Annotated in this window: 1 protein-coding gene; it reads left to right on the top strand. The window is 58.4% G+C overall.

The genetic code is table 11. The features are described 5' to 3' along the window. The coding region (locus ACSNOG_RS33845) for a glycoside hydrolase family 3 N-terminal domain-containing protein (RefSeq protein WP_436756495.1) at positions 1–245 on the top strand (245 nt) is incomplete at both ends.

Here is a 245-nt window from a genome sequence, read left to right as displayed (position 1 = left end):
ACAATAATCCGCGCAATCCGGTCATCGGGGTGCGTTCCTTCGGCGAGGATCATGAAGCGGTGGCAGCCCTTGGCGCGGCAAGTATCAGAGGATATCAGGAAGAAGGCGTATCCGCTACGGCCAAGCATTTTCCCGGGCACGGCGATACGAGCGTCGATTCCCATCTGGGCAGAGCGTCGGTTCCGCATGACAGAGAGCGCTTGAACCGGGTGGAGCTGTATCCGTTCATCCAAGCGATCAAGCAT

The sequence above is a fragment of the Streptomyces sp. URMC 124 genome, assembly GCF_051386455.1.
Lineage (GTDB): Bacteria > Actinomycetota > Actinomycetes > Streptomycetales > Streptomycetaceae > Streptomyces.
Note: the sequence above shows the minus strand (reverse complement) of the source record. Positions and strands in the feature narration are given on the sequence as shown.